11 protein-coding genes are annotated in these 19,052 nt (G+C 71.2%); 7 read left to right on the forward strand and 4 right to left on the reverse strand.

Translation table 11 applies throughout. The features are described 5' to 3' along the window. Positions 1–200: 200 nt before the first annotated feature. A complete protein-coding gene (locus tag ACTWQE_RS11910; RefSeq protein ID WP_443328860.1) occupies positions 201–923 on the reverse strand; it encodes a GOLPH3/VPS74 family protein in 723 nt (240 codons plus the stop codon). A 268-nt stretch (positions 924–1,191) separates the two neighbouring features. On the opposite strand from ACTWQE_RS11910, the gene ACTWQE_RS11915 reads away from it, so the two are divergent. The 6 genes from ACTWQE_RS11915 (at position 1,192) to ACTWQE_RS11940 (ending at position 13,175) form a co-directional block, all read left to right on the forward strand. After that, on the forward strand, positions 1,192–4,380 hold the full coding sequence (locus ACTWQE_RS11915; RefSeq protein ID WP_443328861.1) for a D-alanyl-D-alanine carboxypeptidase: 3,189 nt from the start codon (positions 1,192–1,194) through the stop codon (positions 4,378–4,380). 482 nt (positions 4,381–4,862) lie between these two features. Continuing rightward, positions 4,863–7,064 carry an MFS transporter gene (locus tag ACTWQE_RS11920; protein WP_443328862.1) on the forward strand — a complete coding sequence of 734 codons (2,202 nt, stop codon included), beginning with the start codon at positions 4,863–4,865 and terminating at the stop codon, positions 7,062–7,064. A gap of 213 nt (positions 7,065–7,277) precedes the next feature. Continuing rightward, positions 7,278–7,682 (forward strand): effector-associated constant component EACC1, encoded by a 405-nt coding sequence (locus ACTWQE_RS11925; protein WP_443328863.1) that lies wholly within the window; start codon positions 7,278–7,280, stop codon positions 7,680–7,682. 63 nt (positions 7,683–7,745) lie between these two features. Further along, entirely contained in the window at positions 7,746–10,529 is a 2,784-nt protein-coding gene (locus ACTWQE_RS11930) for a VWA domain-containing protein (protein ID WP_443328864.1), read from the forward strand. Continuing rightward, the gene (locus ACTWQE_RS11935; RefSeq protein ID WP_443328902.1) at positions 10,519–11,955 is read left to right on the forward strand and encodes an extracellular solute-binding protein; all 1,437 of its coding nucleotides are present in this window, start codon (positions 10,519–10,521) and stop codon (positions 11,953–11,955) included. Before ACTWQE_RS11930 ends, ACTWQE_RS11935 begins: the two co-directional genes overlap by 11 nt. A 245-nt stretch (positions 11,956–12,200) precedes the next feature. Then, positions 12,201–13,175 (forward strand): adhesin, encoded by a 975-nt coding sequence (locus ACTWQE_RS11940; protein WP_443328865.1) that lies wholly within the window; start codon positions 12,201–12,203, stop codon positions 13,173–13,175. 368 nt (positions 13,176–13,543) lie between these two features. On the opposite strand, the gene recQ is transcribed toward ACTWQE_RS11940, so the two are convergent. From recQ to ACTWQE_RS11955, 3 genes are all read right to left on the reverse strand, one after another. Further along, entirely contained in the window at positions 13,544–15,544 is a 2,001-nt protein-coding gene (recQ, locus tag ACTWQE_RS11945; protein WP_443328866.1) for a DNA helicase RecQ, read from the reverse strand. A 74-nt stretch (positions 15,545–15,618) separates the two neighbouring features. Then, the gene (locus ACTWQE_RS11950; RefSeq protein WP_443328867.1) at positions 15,619–16,947 is read right to left on the reverse strand and encodes a hypothetical protein; all 1,329 of its coding nucleotides are present in this window, start codon (positions 16,945–16,947) and stop codon (positions 15,619–15,621) included. Positions 16,948–17,136: 189 nt separating this feature from the next. Beyond that, positions 17,137–17,319: a hypothetical protein gene (locus ACTWQE_RS11955; RefSeq protein ID WP_443328868.1), complete on the reverse strand. Its 183-nt coding sequence runs from the start codon at positions 17,317–17,319 to the stop codon at positions 17,137–17,139. A 425-nt stretch (positions 17,320–17,744) separates the two neighbouring features. On the opposite strand from ACTWQE_RS11955, the gene ACTWQE_RS11960 reads away from it, so the two are divergent. Then, positions 17,745–18,674, forward strand: coding sequence for a hypothetical protein (locus tag ACTWQE_RS11960; RefSeq protein WP_443328869.1), 930 nt, complete (start codon positions 17,745–17,747; stop codon positions 18,672–18,674). The last annotated feature ends 378 nt before the right edge of the window (positions 18,675–19,052 follow it).

A 19,052-nucleotide genomic window follows, 5' to 3' on the forward strand; every position in this document is an offset into this window, starting at 1 on the left:
GCAGCGCCATTGCGCTCGTCCGTCCGACGCGGTACGCCCGGCCGTACCCGGTCACCGCTTCTCGTCCACGGCCGCCCGTGCCGGGAGCACTTCACGGCTCCCGGACCGGGTCGTGGGGACTGCGGTGCGGTAGGTGAAGCGGTCGGTGGTACGGGGTGATGCTCGTGTGCTGTCGGGTTCGCTGTCGTGTGTCGCCTCGGTCAGTGGGCCACCGCACGGGCCATGGGGCCGCGCCGTGACTGCACCGGGACTCCGGCGGGCTCCGCGCCCGCCCGGGCCGGTGCGCGCCGTGGCTGGGCGGCGACGCCGTTCTGCACATCCATCACGGCGTGCGCGACGAGTCCGCCCATCGGGTCATGCCTGATCAGGTCCCGGAGCCGGGAGCGGGAGGACCGCCCTTCGTTCCCGGGATAGAGGTGCTTGCCGAGTCCGACCGCGTGGGCCAGCGCGGCAAGCGCCGCGGTCCGCGGGTCCGGTGGCACCCCGGTGCGGATCGCGTTGTCCAGCCGGGCCCTGATCTCCCGGCTGATGGCCGTCTCCGTCGCCTGATAGCGAGTCGTCGGCAGCACCCCGCACATCTGGCCCGCCACGGCATGCACCATGCCGCATCGCTCCAGATGCGTGAGGTAGGTCTGACGCAGCCCCAGCCGGGGCCCGCCGATCCAGTGCACTGCCCGCACCGGGCTGCCGCGTCGGCGCAACAGCTCCAGCGCGGAGTCCAGTGTCGGATCTCCTGTCGGCCGTGGCATCACCACGGCGATACGATCCCCGTCCGGGGCTATCCGTCCTGCCAGAGCCAGCTCCACTAGCTGGGCCCCGGCCAGGCCGAGGTCGAGCGACTGCGGCTGCGCCGTGGTACCCGTGGCCGGGTCCAAAGCGAGCAACAGAAGCTCTTCCGGAATTGTTCTGCGGCTCCTGCCCATCCATGCCTCCCCGCGTGGATGTCTGACAGGGTGACCCCTCTCACACTTATCTGTCGAGAGTGCCTGGGTGTTTCGTACGGGAACCAGCACGTATGTCGTTCTCGTCTAGCACCGGGACTCGGCTCGGCGGGGGGTGTGGGCCAGGTCGCAACAGCGTGGCGGCGTGGGCACTCGTAGCCGGGCTGGAAACTGGTAAGTGCGGATGAGCAGCGGGACGTGGCGCCGGTCGGGCGCCGGGTGTCCCGCGCGATGTATGGAGGAGGCATCGGTGGCGGGCGAGTCCCCCGAGAGGTCGGAGCAGCGGAAGTCGTCGGGGGAGACGGCTCGTGGCGAAGGTGATCCGCGGCTCGCGGTCTTCCGGGCTTCTCCGGAGGAGCCCGCAGAGGCCGCGGAGGACGACGACCCCGAGACGCCGCCGGCCTCCGAGGACAGTGACGGGACCGATGACCGGGCCGGTGACGGGACTGACGACGCCGAGTCGGCCGAAGCCGACGCGGATGGGGCCGACGGGGTCGACGGCGACGGCTCCGAGGACGGGCCCGACGAGGGCGGCTCGGACGTGGACGACGCGCGGCTGCGTGCCGCGGTAGCGGCCTGGGTGGCCGGCACGGACGCAGAAACAGACGGTGAAACGGACGCTGAGGACGCGGAGTCGCAGGCGGACGCGGCGGACGCGGGCGCTGGGGACGCCCCGGACGAGGCGGACGGGGGCGCTGGATCCGGCGCGGCGCCGGAAGCGGACGAGGGCGGGGACGCGGGGGGACCGGCGAAGGCGGGCGGCTCGGCCGAGGCCGAGGCGGAGGCGGAGGACGAGGAGCCGGAGCCGTCCTCGAAAACCGGCCGGAAGAAGGCCGGGAGCGACCTGCCGAAGCGCCCCACCGACCGCCCTGCGGCGACGCCGGGTGCGCTGCGTGAGCCCGAGAAGCTGCGTGAGCCCGAGAAGGTGCAGCCCGCCGACGACGATTCGGCGGAGGCGGACGGGGAGCCGGAGCCCACGGAAGGAACTCTTTCGGCCGGTGACGCCGGAACAGGTAAGCCTGAGGGCGGGGACGAGGTGAAGAAGCCGGTGGACCAGCCGACGGCTGTGTTCAAGGCGCCCACGGTCGCCGTCGACGAGGGGCCCTCCGGCACCGGATCGACGTCGGATCAGAACGCCGCCGACGAGGAGCGGGAGGAGCGGTCGCCGGGTGCCGAGGCCCCCGAGTCCGAAGCCGCATACGGCGAGGACGGCCTGGGCGAGGACGGCCTGGGCGAGGACCGTCACAGCGAGGACGGTCAGGGCGAAGACGGCCGCGGTGAGGACGAGGGCGGCGCCTCGGACGAGGAGCCGGCAGGCGGGGCGGAGGAGCCCCACGAGAGCGCTTCCAGCGACCTGGTGACCGCAGCCTTCGGCCCCCGGCCCAAGAGCCGGGAGAAGGCCGCCCAGGGCTCCTCCGCGTCGGATGACGCGGAGGACGAGGGCGAGGAGAAGCGCGAGGGCGCGGACAGAGCCGAGGACAAGGGCGGGAAGGGCAAGGAAAGGGGCGAAGTCGAGGGCAAGGATGCAGCCCAGGGCAAGAGCCCCCAGAAGGCCCAAAAGAAGGCCCAGGAGAAGGCGCAGCAGAAGGACGAGGGCGACGACGAGGCCCGAGGCCGGGGGGCCAGGGACGACAAGGACCGCGACACAGCCCGCGTCCAGGGCGGTGACCGGGGCGACGACAAGACCCGTGACAAGGCCCCCGGTAAGGGCGGTGACAAGGTTGGCGGCAAGGCCCCCGGTAAGGGCGGCGGCAAGGCGGGCGGAGAGGGCGGCGGCAAGGCGCCGAGTGGTCGTGGCGACGGTGGCTCGAAGAAGCCCGTCGACCAGCCCACCACCGCCTTCAGGACGGTGCGCCCCGCCGATGGTCAGGGGCGTGAGAACAAGCCGGACACCGCGGCCGCCAAGAAGCCCGTCGACCGGCCGACGACCGCGATCAAGGCCGTACGGGCGGGTGCCGCGCCCGAGTCGGAGGCCGAGCGGACCAGCCGTTTCGTCCCTCTGAAGTCCGCCGACGCGGCGCCCCGCAAGCCACAGCCCGCCGTCGGGACCGCAGCCGCCCCGTCCGTGCCTCCGCAGCCCAGTACCGCGCCGTCGCTCCCGGAGTCCGAGCGGACCAAGCAGCAGCCGCTGCCGCCCGAGCCCACCCCGGGTGAGCCCGCACCGATAGATCTCCTCGCACAGCTGACCAACACCCCGCCGCCGCCGGAGACACCGGTGCGGATTCTCGTGCGGCGGATCAAGATCTGGACGCCGCTCGTCGTACTTCTCGCGATCATCTTTGCGATCGTGCAGGCAGTCCGGCCGCTGCCCGAGCCGACGCTCGACCTCACCGCGCGCGAGACGTACGCGTTCGACGGCGGCAAGCCGTCGATGCCGTGGCCCGCGAAGGGCCAGGCGGCCGTCGGGGTCGACGGCCTCGGCGGCTTCGGGACGTTCGGTGAGCAGAAGCCCGTACCGATCGCCAGCGTGGCCAAGACGATGACGGCGTACGTCATCCTCAAGGAGCACCCGCTGAAGAAGGACAGCCAGGGTGCCCGTATCCCGGTCGACGCGAAGGCCGAGGCGGATGCGCAGCTCGGTGCTCAGAACGAGTCCGTGGTGGAGACCAAGAAGGGCGAGAAGCTCACCGAGTACGAGGCCCTCAACGCCATCATGATCGCGTCTGCGAACAATGTGGCGAGGCTGCTGGCTCGTTGGGACGCCGGTTCCGAGGAGGCGTTCGTCAAGAAGATGAACGCCGCCGCCAAGGACCTCGGAATGAAGAACACCACCTACACCGACCCGAGCGGCCTCGAGGCGACGACGGTCAGCACCGCCGAGGACCAGGTCAAGCTGGGCAGGAAGGCGATGCAGGACCCCGTGTTCCGCGAAGTCGTCGGAAAGCCGTCGTATGTGGACCGCAACGGCAAGAAGCAGGACAATTGGAACCGGCTCGTGCCCTTCAGCGGTGTGGGCATCAAGACGGGCACCAGCACCGCCGCGCAGGGCAATCTGCTCTTCGCGGCGCAGAAGCCGGTCGGCGGCACCACGCAGCTGATCATCGGCGCTGTGCTGCGGCAGCCCCCGTCCCCCTCGGACAACTCCATCCTCACGGGCGCCGTCGATGCGAGCAAGGTGCTGATCACCGCCGCGGCGGACTCCCTGACGAGCAGTAAGGTCGTCAAGAAGGGCGATGTCGTGGGGCAGGTCGACGACGGACTCGGCGGCACGACCCCGGTCGTCGCGACCAAGGACGTCTCGGCCGTGGGCTGGGCGGGCCTGACCGTGGACATCGCCCTCACCGATGACGGGAAGACCGTTCCGCACGCGGCGAAGGCGGGGACGACCGTCGGCATCATGACCGTGGGCAGCGGCCTCGGTCAGGTGAAGGTGCCGATCGCGCTCCAGGAGGATCTGAGGGAACCGGGCTTCGGCGACAAGCTGACCCGCATTCTCTGACGGGTCCCCCGTACCGTCCCGGGGCCCCGGCGCATTCCGCTGCCGGGGCCCGTGACGTACCGGCTCGACGTACCGGCTCGACGTCCCCGTGCCGTACGGCCTGTTCTTCGACGGCGGGCACGCCCTCCTCCGTCAGCGGCAGCGTCCTGTCGCCGCCCGGCTCGCACGGCCGCGTGAGCGTGCGCAAGGGGACGCGAGCCCCACCGGCGCAGGCCGAGAAGGGCGACGAGGTCTTCGCCCCCGGCCGGAAAACCCCAACCTGACAGCAACCTCGCCGTCCGCGGCGGCGTCTCCAGGGACGTCGGCCGCGGGCCACCGGCGCGCGTACGTGACGCCGCGCCGCCCCGGTTGCGGTGGGTGCCGCGTGCTAGCGTCGCGAGCGCCGATCCGTGTACGGTCCCCGCCCGACCAGCAGGGGAAGTCGCACCGAACCGGGTGGCGTGATCTCGGGGATGGACGCCGGGAAGACGGGGAGAGCCGCAGTGACCACCGTGGAGCCGACGCGCGCTGATGACGACAGCGGCGGCGCGAAGGGACGGATACGCGTGCCCGGCCCGCGGCGTGGGGAGGACGGCGAGGAGGGCGGCGGCGTCGCCGCCGTCGCAGATGGCCACGGGAGTGACGCCCCGGAGCATCCGGAAGCCACCGAGCGTTCCGGAGCCACCGAGCGTCCCCAAGCCACGAAGCGTTCCGAAGAGGCGAAAGGTGCCGAAGCCACCAAGGCTTCCGAGAACGCGAAACGTGCCGAAGCGGGGGAGCGTCTCGTAGCCGCAGAATCTCCGGAGCGTTCGGAAGACACGGAGCGTTCGGAAGCCACGGAGCATCGGAACGCCGGGGAACGTCCCGCGCGTCCGGAAGCCGGGAAACGTCCGGAGTCGCCGGAGCCGTCACGGCCCACCGGCCCTCAGACCGTCCCCGCACCTCCGTCCCGAGCCACCGGTCGGCCGGCGAAGGCGACAGCGCCCACGGCCACCCGGCTCGGCTCCGCGCTGCGCCGCGTCGCCCCGCGGCCCGTCCGTATCACCCTGCTCGTCGCCGCGGTGCTCCACATCGTGTGGTTCCTGCTGTTCGCGAACAGCGGGGGCGATCTGGCCGCACAGGATGCCTGGGCCGAGTTCGCCGGGCGCCATCCTGACTCGGCGTACAACCTGGCGTGGTACGGCGGGATGCACCCGGTCTCGTACAGCGTCATCTCGCCGTACCTCATGCATGTCCTCGGTGTGCGCACCACGATGATGATCGTCGGCACCGTCTCCTGCGGCCTGCTCGCGTTCATCCTCACCCGCAGCCGCGGTGTCGAGCGCCCGCTTCCGCCCGCCCTCGCGGGTACGTTCGCCTTCATCTGCAACGCTGTGTCCGGCAGGGTGACGTTCGGCCTCGGGGCGATGTTCGCGCTGGGCGCGGTCGCTCTCGTCTTCTCCTGGCCGCGCACCTGGCGCTCCCCGTCGCGGATGTACGTACGTGCCGGTGCGGCCGCGGTGCTCGCCGGGCTGGCGACCGCGGGCAGCCCGGTGGCGGGGCTCTTCCTCGGGGTGCTGGCCGCCGCCCTGTTCCTGGACAAGCGCCGCCCCGCCGCCTACGCCCTCGGGGTCACCCCGGTGATCGTCGTGGGTCTGTCCGCCTGGCTGTTCCCGTTCTCCGGTACGCAGCCGATGAGCTTCAGCACCGTCGTGCTGCCCTTCCTGTCCGCGGTCGCCGCGCTGCTGCTGGTGCCCGCGGAGTGGCGGACCGTACGGATCTCCTCCGCCGTGTACGCGCTGGGTGTCCTGCTGACCTGGATCATCGACTCCCAGATCGGCAGCAATGTCACCCGTCTCGCGCTGGTGTTCGCCGGTGTGGTCTTCGTGGCCGCGCTGCCCAAGGCCCCGTACCGCTCCCGCCGCTGGGCGGGGCTGTGCGTCGCCCTCGCGACCGTCACGGCCTGGCAGACGGTCAAGACCGTCGACGACGTCGTCAACACCACGCCGGAGGCAGCCTGGGCGCGGGAGCTCGCGCCGCTGGTCCACCAGTTGAACCAGGGCGACGCCGATCGCGGCCGGGTCGAGGTCGTCCCGGCCCGCAGCCACCGCGAGGCCTCCGCGCTCGCCCCGTACGTCAATCTGGCGCGCGGCTGGAACCGGCAGGCGGACCGCGAACGCAATCCGCTCTTCTACGAGGAGGGCATGCTCACGCCGGGCAGCTATCACATCTGGCTGAAGCGCTGGGCCGTCCGCTATGTGGTGCTGCCCAAGGACGAGCCGGACGGCGCGGGGGCCGACGAGGCGCGGCTCATCGAGGCGGGCCAGCCGTATCTGAGGAAGGTGTGGTCGGACGCCAACTGGAAGCTCTACCGGGTGGTCGGTCCGACACCGCTGGCCGACCCGCCGGCGAGCGTACAGCGGGCCGGCGCCGGAGAGCTGATCGTCACCGTGCCCTCCGCCGGCCCGGTCCTCATCCGTATCCCGTACTCGCCGTGGCTCGGGCTGGTCGACGGCGACGGCAAGGGCGTCGAGCCGCCGGCGCCATACGAGAGCGGCGAGGGCTTCCGGAACCTCAACGGCTGTCTGACCAAGGAGGTCCAGTACGGCCTCGACGGCGCGCCGGAGGACGAGTGGACGCTGCTGCACGCTCCGCGTGCGGGCACCTACCGGATCGCGGCCCCGTACCAACTGCCCCGCGGCACGCCCTGCCCGGATGCGAACTGAGCTGATCCGACCTGAACTGGCCGGAGTTGATCCGAACTGACCAACGCCGCACCCGGTCGTCGTACGACTCCGCCCGAACCGTGGTGTCCTGTCCCTTGGGTATTGCTCTGGCCAATAAGCTCCAGAACCAACAGACTTGGCTGAGCGTCATGTGACGACAACGGGCTGTATGCGCCTGATGTGGGCGCCGGGGGCGACGGACGGGGCGGCGGAGTGGACATCCGGATCAGCGTCGAGGGCAGCAGGGACCAGGGCAGAGAACTGCAAGGCATCGCCGGGTGGCTCAAGGACGACGAGTCGTTCACCCAGCACTGGACATTCAAGTCGGAATCGGTGCCCGGCCGGGCGGGCGCGCTGGAGGACCTCGTCGTCGCTCTCGCCGCACATGCCGCGGTGTCGACGCTGGACGCCCCGGTGCGCGCCATGGTCGGCGCACTCATGGGGTGGCTGCGCAGCCGGGTGCGGCTCAGCCACGGCAACCGGACCGTGGTGAAGATCCGGGTGACGGGCCGCCCGGCGGTGAGCATCACCCAGGACGACCTCACCGCCGAGCACATTCCCGATATCGTCCGGCGGGTCAGCGAGGAGCTGGAGTCCGGCGCGGCCGGTGGTGCGTGAGCCGTGACCCCCGTTGTCCCCGATCGGAGGGGCTCGCGGGCATTCCTCGTCGGTGTGCCCCGGGTGACCGAAGGCGGATTCGAACCGCTGAAGTACGTCGAGCGGAATCTCAAGGACCTGGCATCCGTGCTGTCCGAAGGGGACCGGCCCGACGGGAAACGCGGGATCATCCCGCAGGACGCGATCACCGTCCTCGCCTCCCCCAGCCAGCGGAAATGGCTGAAGGAACTGAAACGGGTGGGGGAGGAGACGACCGACCTCCTCTTCTTCTACTTCGCCGGCCACGGCTACCGCGATCCCTTCGACAACCAGCTGTATCTGATGACGCAGGACGCCGACCTCGACGTCAATCCCGCCGTGGCCTGGTCGCATGTGCTCAAGACGCTCGAGCGCACGCACTTCCGGCACGCGGTGTTCCTCCTCGACTGCTGCAACTCCGGTGTGGCCGTGGAAGGCCGGGGTGCCGGGCAGACCGGGCACTACACCCTCTCCTCCGCCCTGCCCACCAAGACCCAGCCCTCGGAGGGCATCAAGGTGGACCAGGGTCCGCCGCGCAGCCGCTTCACCCATGAGGTCATCCGTGCGATGGAGCAGGTCGGTCCGGACTCGCCCGAGCTGACCATGCAGGAGCTGTACGACCGCCTGTACGCGGCGGCCCGCACCTGGCCCGTGAACCTCGGTGACGACTTCGGCGACGGGTGGGGGCCCAAGGGCGGCAGCAGCGGCGACGGCCCCGACATCGTCATCGCCCGCTTCACCCCTCACGAGAACCGGCCCGTCGGTGAGCAGCAGGACACCACCGCGCCGCCCCCGGTTCCGCCGCCGCGGCAGCGGACGCCCACCGGGCCCGAGGCCGGAGCGCCGGCCGGAGCGCCGGTCCTGCGGTGGCCGGCCGACCGCTGGAAGACCGTGACGGCCGGTGCCGCCGCCCTGCTTCTGGCCATCGGGATCCTGCTGTATCCCGGGCAGGGCGCCGACTCCCATGCCATGGACTGCCTGCCGCCGCTGGAGCTGCGCGTGATGACCGGTATCGAAACGCATGCCGCGGTCTCGCGCGCCGTCACCGCGTACATGGGGAGCGCCGACAACCGCGTACCGCTCGGCAAGGACGACAGGGCGCCGGGGAACTGCCGCCGGGCCAACTTCACGGTCTACGAGGCCGGGACGGGCCCGACCGTCGACGCGTTCGGGGCGACCGCCGCCTGGGCGGGCCACCGTGACAGCGTGGGCGGCACGGCTCCCCAGGTGGTGGCGTCGGCCGCTGCCGGCGGGCCCTGCCCGGCCGCCTCCGGCAGCTCGGTGCAGCAGACCGGCGCGCAGGGGAAGGACGCGGCGACCTGCTTCGACCCGTTGCAGGACGTCGGTCCGCAACCCGACCTCCTGGTCGCCGGGTCGAGCACCGAACTCGGCCGCATCGGAACGCAGCTCGAACGCGCCCCCGGCCCGGCCGAGGTGGTGAAGCTGGGGTCCGCGGGCTACTCGCCTCTCGTCCTCGCCGTTCCCGCCTCGCTGGAGAAGAAGCTCGAGGCGCAGGGCGTGCAGCGGACCGGCACCTCCTGGGACACGCTGCTGGCCGCGATGGAGGAGGTCGCGCCCACGATGCCGCTGCTCCGCCCCGATCCGGCCACCTCCAGCGCCGGACTGCTGCACACCGTCGGCCTCTACGAGGCGAGCGACGGTCTGTTCGCCGGCGGCAAGGGGGCGGACGCCAAGGGCGTGGAGGAACTGCTGCGGGGCAACGGCGCCCCGGCGCCCGCCTCCGACGCCGACAGTCTGCTCTGCGCCTTCGACAAGGGCGAGCGCGGCCACCCCCGCCTCGGCAAGGCCGCCGCACTGGTGTCGGAGAAGGCGGTCGCCGACTTCAACCTCGGTACCAGCCGGGAGGGTTCCGCCTGCGGCAACAGCAAGCCGGCCGACGAGAAGTCGCGGTTCCTCGCCTACTACCCACGGGGTGTGCCCGCGCTGGACATGCCGCTGGCCCAGGTGCGCTGGAAGGGCGCGGAGGACACCGACCGGCGTACGGCAGCCATCCGCCAGTTCCGTGCCTGGCTGACCGGGAAGGGCAGCGGCGTCTTCCTCGGCGGACTGGTGCGGGGCGTGGAGGCGGACGGCTGGCCCGCCCCGCCCGGCGGAGCCGCCTGGCAGGACACCAGGAGCAGCGGTGTCGTGGGGGATGTGTCCGTCGTGACCGAGACGGCCGACGGCCGTACCGCCGACACCGTCGTGGAGCAGTACACCAAGACGCGTGTACCGGGCCAGGTGCTGTTCCTCGTCGATGTCTCGGGGTCGATGGCCTGGGGCGGGAAGCCGGCGATGGCGGATGCCGCACTGCGCCGTTCCCTCCGGCGTCTGGGGCCGGAGGACACCTACGGGATCTGGTCGTATCCGAAGTCCGCGGACCACCCGGACCAGGCGCGTACGGAGATCGAGCCAGGCACCCCGGGCGACGACCGGGCGAAAGCCCTGGCCTGGGTGGACTCCCTCTCCACGAGGCGGATGAGCAGCAGCGGTGCCGCCGTCTACGAAGTGGTGGAGCGTGCCCTGCGCGAGACCAGCGGTGAGAAGGGGCGGCCGCTCATCGTGCTGATCACGGACGGGGACGACCGGCCGGAGGGGGATTCCGTGGAGGACGAGGCGCAGGCGCTGGGACGGGAGCAGGGGGCGGATGACAGCACCCGGGCGCTCGTGCTGTCCGTACGGCTCGACGGCTGCACCAAGGAGATCCGCAGGTTCGAGAACCCGGACCGTACGGGCTGCTTCTCGGGGCGGGCGGACCAGGCCGCCGAGGAGCTGGCCGAACAGGTGGCCAACCAGGTACGGGGAGGCACGAGTGACGATGCGTCATAGCCGCCGGGCCGCGATGGCGGGGGCCGCACTGCTGCTCTGCGCGGGCTGCTCCTCGGGCGGCGACGCGGCCCCGGACCCCGGTCCGTCGGAGGGGAAGGTGCGGGTGCTGCGCGTGGCGACCGCCTCCGACGTGTCGCAGGGCCCGGTACGGCAGCGGCTGATCGAGGCCTGGGACCGGTCACAGCGCGACGTACGGGTGGAGATCGTCCAACTCCCCGCGGCCGCGGACGACCAGCGCAGCCAGATGGTGGCGGCGCTCCAGGCCCGCAGCGCGGACTACGACGTGGTGAACATCGATGTGACCTGGACCGCGGAGTTCGCCGCGGGCGGGCTGATCGAGCCGCTCGACGGAGATCCGCTCAAGGGGATGTGGCCCCAGGTGGCGGAGACCGCCCGGTACGAACGCAAGGTCTGGGCCGTGCCGTTCAACACCGACGCGGCTCTCCTCTACTACCGCGACGACATCTGGAAGGACACAAAGCGGCGGCCGCCGTACACCTGGGGCGAGCTGGAGACCGCCGCGGCCGACGCCACGGACCACCGGCAGGTGAGACAGGTCTTCGAACACGGCTACGCCGCCCAGCTCGACGAGTACGAAGGGCTGACGGTGAACGCCCAGGAGGCCGTCTGGGCGGCCGGGGGCGAACTCGTCGACAAGGAGGGCAAGGTACGGGCCAGGACCGTGGAGACCCAGCGGGGGCTGACGGATCTGGTCGACCACTACCAGGACCTCATGCCGCCTGAGACCAGCACGGCGGACGAGCTCGACAGCCTGGAGATGTTCCGGGACGAGAAGGTGCCCTTCATGCGCAACTGGCCGTACGTGTACAACGTGCTGTCCGCCAAGGGCTCCAAGGTCGCGGGGAAGTTCCACGTCGTACCTCTGCCCGGCCCGGGCGGGAAGGGGGCGTCGGTGCTGGGCGGCCAGAACCTCGCGATCACGCAGGACAGCCACCACCCCGACGACGCCCGCCGTTTGCTCGACCATCTCGTCCGGCCGGAGCAGCAGCGCTGTCTGCTGGAGGCCGGTTTCGCACCGGTCCTGAGGGCGTCCTACGACGCGCACGGCCCCGGCTGCTCGCTGCCGGACACCGGCCTCTCGGGTGGCGGGGAGTCCTCAGCAGGGAGCCCCGGGGACGGAGAGTCCTCGGCAGGGAGCGCGGGAGGCGGGGAGTCCTCGGGGAAGGGGGAGAAGGAGGATCCGGGTACGGCCTCGGAGTCGGCGGCCCACGGACTGCCGCCCTACACCGAAGCGTTGCGCAAGGCCTTGGGCAACGCCCGGGCGCGGCCGGTGACCCCGTACTACGCGGCCTACACGGAGCTGGTGCAGACCGAGGTTCATGACCTTCTGGAGAACCGCTCGGGAAACGGCACGGTGGCCACCGATCTCGACAAGGGCCTGAAAAAGATCATGAATGGAGGCTGATCGGAACGCCTCCGGAACTCCCGGACTCTGGCGACCTTCTTGCCGCCCCGCCTCTCCCTCTGCCTCCATGCCTCATGCATAGTGGGTCCGCCCTGAATCGCCGGTCAGTCCGAGGAACCTTGTCGATGGCGTGTGAGCAGTGCGGCGGACATGAGGACACGTTGTCGGGACAGCCGTGCGTGTGCCGTTTCATGAGGCCGGGGCACGGCCGACGGTCCGCGCGGGTGCGGAGCCAGGACACGCGGGTGCGCAGCCGGTCCGCGCGGGCCGCCGGAGCGGCTGTCGGGCAAGACCGTCGCGGTCATCGGAACCAGGACGCGTGGGCGCGGAGCCACGACACGTGGGTCGTCCGCGAGACGTTGTACGGCCGCTGGACCACGTTGCCCCGCCGCAGGAAGGCCGGTGTGGCGGTGGGTGCCGTCCTCGCGCTGTCCGGCCTGATCGGGCTGGGCATGCTGGTGGCCTCCTCGTCCCTCTTCTCCGGCTTCTCCGGCTCCGACACCCGTACGCAACAGGCCGCCGAGCCCGACGTACGGAAACCGCCGAAACCGAGCCTGATCCTGCCGACCGTGGACCCGGCCGGGCCGGACCTCCCGGAGGACGGGGAGTCCTCCGGTTCCCCGGGCGGTGCCGCCGAGCCCCCGCACGCGACGGTCACCGTCCGCCCGGACTCGATCCCCGCCGAGCACGGCGAGGTCACGTACGACGCGTGGGCGGGTCACGGCTGCGTCGCGCCCAAGGGGGGCGGCTACTACGCGTACGGCACCTACTCCGACGGCATCGAGGGCTGGTACTCCGTCGGCTCCGGTGGCCATGACGGGGACGGGTGCGACGGCTCCTTCTCCGCCGTCCCCATGTCGGGGCGCGCGACGGAGGACGAGGGCGGCCGGGTGGTGTGGTGGTGGTCGGTGGGCAGGGACTCGGACGAGTGCGCACTCGGGGTGTGGGTGCCCACCAGCGACAACGGCCGCGATGTGGCGGGCGACCCCACGATGTACCAGGTGCTCTCCGACCCCAATGAGCGGGATTCGGTGTACGACGCCTTCCTCATCGATCAGGCCGCCAACCGCGGACGCCTCGTGGAGGCCGGGACCTACCCGGTGGAGGACGGCCGTATCGCGGTGGAGATGCTCGACCGGGGCCGGGACTGGAACCACTACGGTCCGACGTACGCCCACCACGCGGCGGCCCAGATGAAGGTCGTCTGCCAGAAGTCCTAGGGCGTGTTTCGAAAGTAGCGCCGTCCGCCCGAAGGGCGGGGGTCGCGGCGGTTGGTGCGTGCGATCGCAAGGCGGTGGGGGTACCCCGGCCGGAGGCTGGGGGAGGTCGTCCTCGTACTGGGGTCCCCCATGCCGAAGGCCAGGGGAGTACTCGGACGAGCCCGACAACGCAGCGAGCGTGCGTGCCAGGCGTCGCGGGCCTGGGGGCACTCCCCCAGCCTTCGGCCGGGGGCACCCCCACCCGGACGGAGTCTGGGGGAGGGACTTTCGAAACACGCCCTAGCTGACCTGCCGAAGCCACTGACGGGAATGCAGGGCCCGTCCGCCGGGACCGGGGGCCGGGAGTCACCGCGCCGGCCGACGGCCCGTCAGCGATCGACGGGCGCTGCCGTGCCGGGCTCTGCCATGCCGAGTTCTGCCGTGTCGGTCTCCGCCGTGCCGGTGTCCGCCGGGAGGCCCGGCTCGTCGGTCGGGGCGGGTTCCTGTGCCGGGAAACCTGGTTCCGCGCCCGGCCCGGCCTCCTCCGGCCGGGCCGCGAGGGTTTCCAGGATCGGCTGCCCGTACTTGGCCAGCTTGCTGTCGCCGACACCGCTGACCGCCGCGAGCTCCTCCAGGGTCGAGGGGGCCACCGTCGCGATCTCGCGCAGCGTCGCGTCGTGGAAGATGACGTAAGCCGGTACGCCTTGTTCCTTCGCGGTGGCCCCGCGCCAGGCGCGGAGCTGTTCGAACGCCGGCACGGCCTCCGAGGGAAGATCGACGGCCGCAGTGCGACGGGAGGCGGTCCTGGCCGCCTTCGCGGCACGCGCGGCGCGCTCGGGCTCACGGCGCAGCAGCACCTCGCGCCGGCCGCTCAGCACCTCGGCGCTCGCGTCGGTGAGCACCAGCGTGCTGTAGTCGCCCTCGACGGCGATGAGCCCCTGGGCGAGCAGTTGGCGCACCACACCGCGCCACTCCGTTGCGCTCAGTTCGGTGCCGATGCCGAACACCTTCAGGGAGTCGTGGTCGTGCTGGATGACCTTGGCCGTCTTCTTGCCGAGCAGGATGTCGATGATCTGACCCGCGCCGAACTTCTGACGCCGCTCGCGGTCGAGCCGGACCACGGTCGACAGAACCTTCTGGGCGGGGACCGTGCCGTCCCAGGAGGCCGGTGGCGACAGACAGGTGTCGCAGTTGCCGCACGCGGTGCTCTTCTCCCCGAAGTAGGCGAGCAGTTGGACGCGCCGGCAGTCGACGGTCTCGCAGAGCGCCAGCATGGCGTCGACATGGGCACCGAGACGGCGGCGGTGGGCCGCGTCCCCCTCGGAGGTGTCGATCATTCTCCGCTGCTGTACGACGTCCTGGAGGCCGTACGCGAGCCACGCGGTGGACGGCAGCCCGTCGCGCCCGGCGCGGCCCGTCTCCTGGTAGTAGCCCTCGACCGACTTGGGCAGATCGAGATGGGCGACGAACCGTACGTCCGGCTTGTCGATGCCCATCCCGAACGCGATCGTGGCGACCACGACCACACCGTCCTCGCGCAGGAAGCGGGCCTGGTTGCCGGCGCGGACACGGGCGTCGAGCCCCGCGTGGTAGGGGAGTGCCTCGATCCCGTTCTGCACCAGGAACGCGGCCGTCTTCTCCACGGAGGCCCGCGACAGGCAGTAGACGATGCCCGCGTCGCCCGCGTGCTCGGTGCGCAGCAGCTCCAGGAGCTGGCGCTTGGGCTCGTTCTTCGGCGCGATGCGGTACTGGATGTTCGGCCGGTCGAAGCTCGCCACGAAATGGCGGGCGTCCTCGAGGTTCAGCCGGGACGCGATCTCGGCGTGGGTGGCCTCGGTGGCGGTCGCGGTCAGGGCGATACGCGGCACGGTGGGCCAGCGCTCGTGCAGGGCCGACAGGGCGAGGTAGTCGGGCCGGAAGTCGTGCCCCCACTGGGCCACGCAGTGTGCCTCGTCGATGGCGAACAGTGAGATCGTGCCCCGGTCCAGGAGCCGCAGCGTCGACTCGACCCGCAGCCGCTCGGGGGCCAGATAGAGGAGGTCCAGCTCGCCGGCGAGGAACTCGGCCTCGACGAGGCGCCGCTCCTCGAAGTCCTGTGTGGAGTTCAGGAACCCGGCCCGGACACCGAGCGCCCGCAGCGCGTCGACCTGGTCCTGCATGAGTGCGATGAGCGGCGATACGACCACGCCGACGCCGTCCCGTACGAGTGCGGGAATCTGGTAGCAGAGCGACTTGCCGCCGCCGGTCGGCATGAGGACGAGCGCGTCGCCGCCGGCGGCCACATGCTCGATGATCTCCTGCTGCCCTCCCCGGAACGTGTCGTAACCGAAGACGCGGTGCAGGACCCGCGACGCGTCGCTCGCCTCGGGACGGTTCTCGGGGCTGGTCATTGGTTCAGTCTAGGAGGCACCGCCCCGCGGAACCGGCCCGTCCCTCCATCTGCCCCCGGGGCCCGGGCCGCCGCCTACTGTGCGCCGGGATCACGGCGGCGGTCGGGCAGGGCGCGGATGTCGTCGCCCAGCCCGGGGGCGGAGATGTCATGTCCTTGCGCGAAGCTCTTCAGCGTCGCGGGCCCCTGCTCCTTGCCGGCCCGGTAGGTGTAGCAGACTTCCACCTGCCGGCACTGCGGGCAGAAGCCGCCGGCCACGAAGGGGGACAGCGGAACCGGGCCCTCCGGACCCAGGACGTAGAACATGTCGTCGGCGACAGGCGCGGCCCAGGTGAACGTCCGGCGTTCGAAGTCCGGATGGTCGCCCATGGCATGATCCGCAACCACGGCGAAGGTGTGCGACTTCGGCTGGTACGAGCACGACACCGTCTGCAGCCATGGCACGTCCTTGAGGAACTGTGCCTTGGCCAGGGCCTTTTCGAGGTGATGCGCGCGCTCGGTGACGCGCAGGGCGGACTCGTGCTGGTTCCGGGGCTTGTTGCCGTGAGCGGCCCGGTTGCGCTCCTGCCGCAGGGCGGTGAGGTGCGCGGCCATGCCCGGATCCTCGGGCGTGTCACCGAGAGCGGCCAGGAGCCCGGGGACCAGCTGGGGGTGGTCCGCGGCGAGTGGGCGGAGGTTGTCGAGGAAAGCCGTCCACGTGCCGAACATGGCTCCGCTCCCGAGGTAGGCGCTCCGGAGCGCCGACACATTGCGCCGGCCCACGCCCATCCGATGACCACGGCTGTCGGCCCGGTTGCCACTCCACCCCTGGATCAGCGCCGCCGCGGTGACGGCGATCGTGATGGTGAGGATCTCGGCGGCGTCGAGCAGTGCCTCGTACTGCTCCTTGGGAGTGCCCGCCCGCTGTAACGCGCGGACGGCGCGGGCCGCGGGATGGGGCAGCGTACTCCGCGCGCTCTCCAGCACCTGCGATCCGGACAGAGGCCGGTCGCCCTCCAGTCGCCCGTCACCACCCGGCGGCGCCGCCCTCGTGGCGGGGCCGGCCTTGGGCGCCGCCCTGGTGGTGGTGTCGGCCGGTGGCGCGGCACGAGGCACCGGCCGGCTGGGGGGCGAGGCGGAGGCCGGTGGTGCGGCATGGGCATGCGAGGGCTGGTGACGCCTGCGCCACTGCCATCGTCTGATGAGCAGCCGGATCCAGGTGGGGAGCATTCCGAAGGCGGTGACGAAGAAGATCACGGCCAGCAGCGTGTCCAGCCATACGGGCAGGGAGGTCGGTTGGCCCTCGGTGGGGATGGAGACTGCTGCCAGGAGTCCCCACCCCGCGGTCATCCAGAACGCCCAGTCCCGGTACAACGGGCCGTCGTACAGCCGGAGCACCACGTTCCGCCGTTTCGGCGGGGGCAAGGGCGGAGCCGATGGCGTGAATCTGGCGTTACCTTTCATAACCGTATGGTGCCGCCGCGTCACGCTTCGGAACTAGCCTTACACGCACATCAGTTGACACTTGTAACACTTAAGGGTCCAGCTGAAGCGCGGAGTGGTCCGAAGGCGACTGCGCCACTCTCCCGCGTGGCGCGGAGGGGAGAGCCGGGCTCAGGCGGCCTTCTCCACCTCGCGACGGACGGCCGCGGTCCACGCCGCCCGCAGACGCTCGTACTCCTCCCGCTCGTCCGGCCACAGCGGACGGCCCGAGCGGGCCGCGAGGAACGCGCGGATCGCCGCGTTCGCTTCGGATGCGGACGGGCAGGGGGAACCAGAGGCAGGGGAGTCGGACATGGCATCCAGAGTAGGGGCACAGTCTGACAATCGGTCCTATCCTGCGTGGTGATATCGGCCCCATCCCCTCTTGCATGGTGATATTCGCCCCATCCCGTCCCGCGAGCCGGTTACGGGCGGGGCGGGCGTGTGGCGCGCATCACGCCCGCCGGGGCTGAGCGTGGGCATGCCGGGCATGACGAGGGACGGTCGCGCGGAGGGCGGCGACCGTGCGTCCGAACCCGTGCCCCGGTGAGGCGGGCGGCCGCGCCGGGCAGGCCGCGTGTCGACGCGTCCGGCCGCAGCCGCTCCGGACTGATCGCCCATACAGGCGACCTCCCGCGTGATCCTGATTGACGCCGGACGGCAGAGGTCACGACTACAGGAGCCGCTACGGGCCATCACCGGATCGCCCCCCTCCGCCCCGCATCGATTGGGACCTGACCATGACCACGTTCCACGCGGCGGTCGTCCACCCGGACCAGACCGTGACCTACTGCGGCACCGTCGACCAGGGTCATGTCGACGCCGTACGAGCCCTGGCCGAGCCCGAAGGTGCCCCGAGGGTCGTCCGTGACCACCCCGAGCAGCCCGGAACCCTGTTCGTGCTCCGCGACGACGGGGAACTCGACTGGTACGTTCCGTCCGAATACGTCCCGTTCGGTGCTCCTGACGCCCCTCGGGGAGGTCCGGCCCGTCAGGGCGGGGCCGAGTCCGCGCTGGAGACGGACACGGAGACGGAGCGGGCCGCTGATTCCGCCGACGAGGTCACGGGGCCCGATTACGTGCCCGGCGCGATCCGGTTCGGGAACCAGATGATCGGCGGGGCCATGGATCACCCGGAGAACCCGGCGCGCGCCGTCTGGCACACCACCGAATCCCCGGCAGGCGGGAACTTCATCACATCCGTGGCCACGTTCCTGATGAAGGTGGCGTCGGAGCCGCAGGTCATCTATGACCCCGTGACGGACAGGCTCGGCCAGTTCGGGCCCATGAGCCGGAGCGCACGGGCGCTGAGGAACGACGGCTCACGCCGTACCAACCGCGAAGGCCGTGTGTGCATCCAGGTGGAGGTGCTCGGCCGCGCCGCCCGGCCCTTCACACAGAGCTTCGACCCGGCGACGAAGCCGACCTTCCGCAGCCTTCTCACGGCGATGCGGGCGCATGGCATCCCGGATGTCTGGCCTGCCGGAAAGCCCGTGCCGAGTGCGACATCACCGATGCCCCGGCCCCGCCCCACATGGCAGGGGAAAGGCGGCCACTTCGGGCACTGCCATGTGCCGGGCAACACGCACTGGGATCCGGGTGCGATCGACACGAGCCTCATCCCGGGCGCACCCCTCGCACCGGCCACCCCGGACTACGACGAGAGCTGACGGCCGCTCGTCGCGAGGTGCAGGGAAGGTCTTGGGGGCCGCTCCAGCAACGCCCACCGTCCCTGAGCTGCCGCAGTCTTGACTCTGCATCAGGTGATGAAACGCCCCGGATCGCCCGACGGCTCCGGGACGTTCGCGGTGTGCCGGTACCAGGCTTAACGAACGCGTTACGAGCCATTGGGTCTGGTGTCACAGTGACCAATGAGGCTTATGGTGCTGACCGTCATTGTCGATACCGAAAGGGGTCAGTCACCCTCGCTCATGGAATATCGGTCCTCCCCCACGATCCGACCAGGATGGGACCACATCTATGCAGAATCTGCCGGAACGCGCTCAGGCGTTCCGGGGGCTCATCGCCGCGCGCCCGGACACGGTCGG

The organism is Streptomyces sp. 8N706, from assembly GCF_052245415.1.
Taxonomy (GTDB): Bacteria; Actinomycetota; Actinomycetes; order Streptomycetales; family Streptomycetaceae; genus Streptomyces.